We start from the raw sequence: 5,014 nt of genomic DNA, 5'->3' as shown, positions 1-5,014 counted from the left end.
GGGCAAGAATTTGGCCATATTTTGTTGAGTAGAGGCCTTTCTTACCTCTATCTGTAACTACCAAATATTCTTGTCCCAGGGGTGTAACTGAATCGAAATTACCTTCCAATACTATTTCGCCCATTTCATTATAATAGGTTTTACCTCTTCTTTTTGAAGGAATACTTACATAAGAATAGGAATTTGAGCTTGTGATAAATTCAACTGATTTGATGTTGGTGTTCGCTAACATGTGTTTATTTTTAAAATAAACAAAGACTGAATCATTCGCGTATCCTAGTGCAAAATTCCTCCCAATAAGGGCAGCAGAATCGTAGTCTTTAATTTTTTTATACTTATCTAATGTGTACAAAGCTGTTGATGATTCATCATTTACGACTATATAAGAATCGTTTGTCTTAACTGAAACGGACATAAGATCGTGCGCCAGCTTAAAATCTGTGTTTAACCACCTAACATTGTTCTGCTTTTTAATGAGATAACCTGACGTTAAAAAGTCGATTTGATGGTTGCCGTATGGAATCAGTTCTGATAAGTATTGATTGAAAACAGCCTGGCCATATTCAGATTTCACCCAAAGCTTGTTCTCATCAATTAAATCATAGTCATCATAAAGCGGTTGAATCTTCAGGGTCTGATTATCTGCCGAATTAGCCAATTGATTATGACTTACCACATCAAACTGCTCGCCTTTTTTAAAGAAGTAAAAATTGCCTGCCACCCAAATGTCATCGAACTCTGGTTCAACAATTTGTCTTCCGTTTAGCGAAATAACCCCCCATTTGCCATTAATTGCAATAGCCAGAAATGAGTTTATTCTTTTAGCATCATCCAACTTTTGAGAAATTATCGGCCAGCCCGATTTATGCATAATAAACACGCCCGCTGGTGTTTCTATTTTAAGTGTGCCTAAGCCTAAATCCTGTACGCCAGTAAACAACCCACTAAAAATTACAGATTGATCCAACGCGATAATTTCTCTGTCTGTCTCAAAAAAATCAGTTTTAAGTGTTTGGCATAAATAACTTTCTTTCAAGTTGTCATACTTTGGGGGCACTACCTCTTCACCTTTGAGATCAGTAAATCCATACTTTTTAGATTTATTAATCGGTATTAATTCACCACGGTTCATTAAATTGAATGCTTTATTGAGGCTATCGGATTTCCATTTAAAACCTGCTGGTGCCAAATGAAAAAGTAAACGCTTAGCCTTATTGGTATAGATACTTTTAGGATAAGCATTAATAAATTTCTGATAGCCTGATTCACTATTCCCTGCAGTTGATATTTCAAAAATTTCCCTTTCTGCTTCGTTGCGATACGGTGTATCCGGATGCACTTTTAGAAAATTAATATAACTCGCCAGCCTACCATCTGATGTACTTTTTAAAAAGTACAACTTCTCATATTTCTTCTTTGCTTCGAGAATTTGAATAGCATCAGGATATTTGTTCATAAATTCTTCATAGGCCTGATAGGTATTTAAACTACTGGCAGTGATAAATGCCAAACTATCTCTTCTTAATGCTGCCAGTTCATCGAAGTTTGTTGCACCAAATTCGGCCAGAAAACTATTGTAAGATGCCTCTGTAGAAGTTAGTTCTGCCCTAATAAAAGCCGCATATTCTATTCTCTTTTTAAGCCTGTTAATGGCCAAAAGGTCTATGCCTGCATTCACATGCTTTTTCATCTCTTTTTCTTCCAAAGAGGCAAAAAACATTCTACTCTGGTTTAATTGATAGTAGGCCTTGTCGATATTAAAATTATTATAGGCTGAATCAAAAAAAAGCGATGCACTTGCATAGAAAACAGCTGGTTGCAAACTGTCCTTTTCCATTGCCTTTTGCACGTACATCTCAGCCTTTTCGACTTTCCCATTCTGTTGTGATTTTAATGAAGATTTAACGTAGAAATAGTCAGAGCAGCTTGACAGGTATGCAGCAGTTGCAATAAAAAAATAGACGCTAAGTCGATGCATGATAGTGTAGAATTGCTGCTCTTTTTTAGGATTTGAATTACTCTGACAAATACTTAACTTAATTCATATTTCAAAGTTATGAATTTAAACAAAATTGAAGATTTGAAGTCTTTGAGCAATGAGCAGCTTGTTCATATCATTGCCAAACAATCCAAAGAAATTCAAAATCTAGAAGATTCCATTGTTGGGTCTGTGTTAATTACATGGACGTACGATATCGAATCTGAAAGGCTCTACTTTTACAATCAAAATCCCAAACGAATAATTAGCTACATCATTTATTTTAGTTGATTAAAGTACCCTTGGTATTGCCATTTTCTTGGTAAAAATGATAGCCAAAGCATGGGTAGCATGATTAAATCCAACACTAAATAACCGCTTGAAAAAGTCATCTGGTCTTCAATTCGCACTAGCTCACCTTTTTTAAGTAATAAATGTTTGTGCCTCCATCGTTTCAATGGAAAAGGTAGTTTTCTTCCTACATCTATGAAGTAACATTCACTATCCGTTTGCTTATCTTCAATAATCTCACTGAGCCACTCGCCTGCTAGTGGTAATTTTAAGTGTACTATTGCTCCTTTTACTGATCCTCCAAAAGCTATAAGTTTTGCACCCGGAGGCAATAAATAGCCAAACAGTTTCTCATCAAAATTGGAATATACCCATTCTAAATCGCCTTTAACTTTAGAGGTTATTGTTAAGTTCATGTGAGCATATAACAGACTAATAAAACTGATGTTTAAAATTCAACAACTCAACGCTTAAATCATATTTTATTATTTATCGGACTTCTATATGTTTGCACTTTATTCAGAGTGTAAAGCTTTGATATCGGGATGTGGCGCAGCCCGGTTAGCGCACTACTTTAGGGTAGTAGGGGCCGCTGGTTCGAATCCAGTCATCCCGACTGATTCAAGAGCAGAGACTTAATAGAGTCTCTGCTTTTTTTATAGAGCAAAACACTAAGAACCAGCCAAGGCAGGCGGTTCGAAACCGTAGCGCAGCGCAGGTTCACGAGGGGCTGTGCGGTATGGTTGTGGGTATGAGCAATCCAGGCACCCCTGACTTTTTATAATCAATTGCAATTAATATTTGGAGAGTATTTTTGTGTTTTCTTCAAAATCTTCACTTTATCAGCTTACTTGTGGAACGATTTACGGTGTGATAATTTGCAGTTTACGAAACGCAGCACCGGCCGAGTACCACGGATGCACCGCTTTACCTGCTAACTTAATTGGATGATAAAGTTAGTTTTTATTACCTAGATGCGTAATTTAAATTCATTCGGGTCGTGATAGCCAAAATAATTGATTTCTTGCCCGTTATTTCGAATAACTCTCCTCAATTTATCCAGGCTTTCCTTTCTCAATTCATTATCCATTGCAGCAACTGTTGCCAATTGGTCAACGGGATGATTTTCATTTGCTAATTCATCTCGATAATAATAGGCATCTCCAGTATATAGAATCCATCTGCCATTATCTTTGAATGCAATAGCACAATGGCCTAGTGTATGACCAAATAAAGGGACTAAATAAATATCTGATGCAAAGTTTAAATTCAGTTTTCGGGCAGGTAATCCAAATAATACAGAGTCGTTGTTTTTATATAATTCTATTTGTGGATTATGAGATAATTGTCTGGGTATATACCTTTCATGCCCAGAATTAAAACAGTCAAATTCTTCTTGTGAAGTATGAATTTTAGCATCAGGAAAATCCATTAATCCTCCAATATGATCCGGATCAAGATGTGAACATATTATATTTTCGACTTTATCAGGCTGGTACCCTAATTTTCTAATTTGTTTAATGGCAGTTAGATTTTCATCAAACCTGTAACCTGTTATTTCAACTAATTCTTTACCTAGTAATTCATTGGGTCTTTTTGTTTCGTCAAGCCCAATACCAGAATCAATTAAAATAAGCTTTTCATTTTCAACCAATAACATGCAGTGTCCAATTGCTGGACCAAATGGAGATTCTATTTTAACGCAATTAATGTGATGTATTTTCATTATGGAGATTTCAATTTTTAATAGAGATAGGCTAGGTATTCTATTTCTGGAAGGTGCTAGTTGTTCTGTTTCGGCCTAATCAAAAGGAGCCAAATCAGGTTGTAAAAATTGCTTTTTAGCATTGTCGGAATTGTAAATATCAAACCCATAATGAAAACTCATTAATTCTTTGAACTTATATTTCAGTCGAGGAAATTCAGTTATAAAATCTTTGAAGTTGTCAGAATTCGATTTAAGCATAAAATGATTTACAGCTTTAATCGCAGCTAAAGTCAGCGTGACATTGTATTTATCTTTCTCGCCAACAAATTCAATAAATTTCAGTAGCTGATTTTGAACATTAATTTCGGCTTGTTTGATCCCGTATTTATTAATGTTAATCCAGGCTAACCTCAAGTGTGCCTCATGTGTAAAGTCCGTTGGATTTAACCTGCAACTAATGAATTCTTTTTCAAAGTCAGAATCAGTTAGATTGAAATGATTTTCCATAGTTTTCTTATTTATAGCTTTCAATGATCGAATATTTGGAGTGCTTTATCAAATAAATAGTACTCCTCTACAATTAATTTTAACACTGATGTAGCCCTTACTAAGTTTTAGTATTTCAGCTCAATACTATTAATTTAAAATTATCGTCTTAGCCAAATTAACACCTATGTAGTATCCATCAGATGATGAAAAATCAGTGGTAACTTCGTTAACATCTAAGGCTTCAAGCTTCCTGTTCGTGCCATAACCACCAATAAATTGAATGATTGTATTATTCTCAGGCCTTACCGTTAATTCAGCCTGTAATTTATTCTGATATTGACTAATCTGCTTTAGATCAATATTGCTTGTAAAACCTGTAGCTTCATTAGGAGTGTATAACTCGTCATATCCTTCTCGAAGGTATCTAAAGGTGAAATCGAATTTATCACTTATATTTTTTCTGATGGCTGCAGTCGTATTTATTTCTTCACCATCTATTAGTGAATGTATTACGATATCAATACCTGCTGGAGCACTCCATTCAAAAC

At 35.1% G+C, this 5,014-nt stretch carries 6 protein-coding genes and 1 tRNA gene; 2 read left to right on the top strand and 5 right to left on the bottom strand.

Annotation, left to right across the window (positions count from 1 at the left end; all coding sequences use genetic code 11):
• Nucleotides 1-1,978 (bottom strand): WG repeat-containing protein (locus RLO81_RS08870; RefSeq protein ID WP_350110238.1); only part of this gene is annotated, 1,978 nt, incomplete at its 3' end.
• A 78-nt stretch (nt 1,979-2,056) separates the two neighbouring features.
• On the opposite strand from RLO81_RS08870, the gene RLO81_RS08865 reads away from it, so the two are divergent.
• Nucleotides 2,057-2,269 (top strand): hypothetical protein, encoded by a 213-nt coding sequence (locus RLO81_RS08865; protein ID WP_350110235.1) that lies wholly within the window; start codon nt 2,057-2,059, stop codon nt 2,267-2,269.
• Here the strand turns inward: RLO81_RS08865 and RLO81_RS08860 are convergent.
• Nucleotides 2,257-2,685 (bottom strand): hypothetical protein, encoded by a 429-nt coding sequence (locus RLO81_RS08860; protein ID WP_350110232.1) that lies wholly within the window; start codon nt 2,683-2,685, stop codon nt 2,257-2,259. The two genes, RLO81_RS08865 and RLO81_RS08860, sit on opposite strands and share 13 nt — an antisense overlap.
• Nucleotides 2,686-2,810: 125 nt before the next feature.
• Between RLO81_RS08860 and RLO81_RS08855 the strand changes: the two genes are divergently transcribed.
• Nucleotides 2,811-2,885, top strand: a tRNA-Pro gene (locus RLO81_RS08855).
• A 354-nt stretch (nt 2,886-3,239) separates the two neighbouring features.
• On the opposite strand, the gene RLO81_RS08850 is transcribed toward RLO81_RS08855, so the two are convergent.
• The 3 genes from RLO81_RS08850 to RLO81_RS08840 form a co-directional block, all read right to left on the bottom strand.
• The gene (locus RLO81_RS08850) at nt 3,240-3,995 is read right to left on the bottom strand and encodes an MBL fold metallo-hydrolase (protein ID WP_350110229.1); all 756 of its coding nucleotides are present in this window, start codon (nt 3,993-3,995) and stop codon (nt 3,240-3,242) included.
• A 75-nt stretch (nt 3,996-4,070) separates the two neighbouring features.
• Nucleotides 4,071-4,484: a hypothetical protein gene (locus tag RLO81_RS08845; RefSeq protein ID WP_350110227.1), complete on the bottom strand. Its 414-nt coding sequence runs from the start codon at nt 4,482-4,484 to the stop codon at nt 4,071-4,073.
• A gap of 129 nt (nt 4,485-4,613) precedes the next feature.
• The coding region (locus RLO81_RS08840; RefSeq protein ID WP_350110224.1) for a hypothetical protein at nt 4,614-5,014 on the bottom strand (401 nt) is incomplete at its 5' end.

Source organism: Fulvivirga sp., assembly GCF_040220315.1.
Lineage (GTDB): Bacteria > Bacteroidota > Bacteroidia > Cytophagales > Cyclobacteriaceae > Fulvivirga.
Note: the sequence above shows the minus strand (reverse complement) of the source record. Positions and strands in the feature narration are given on the sequence as shown.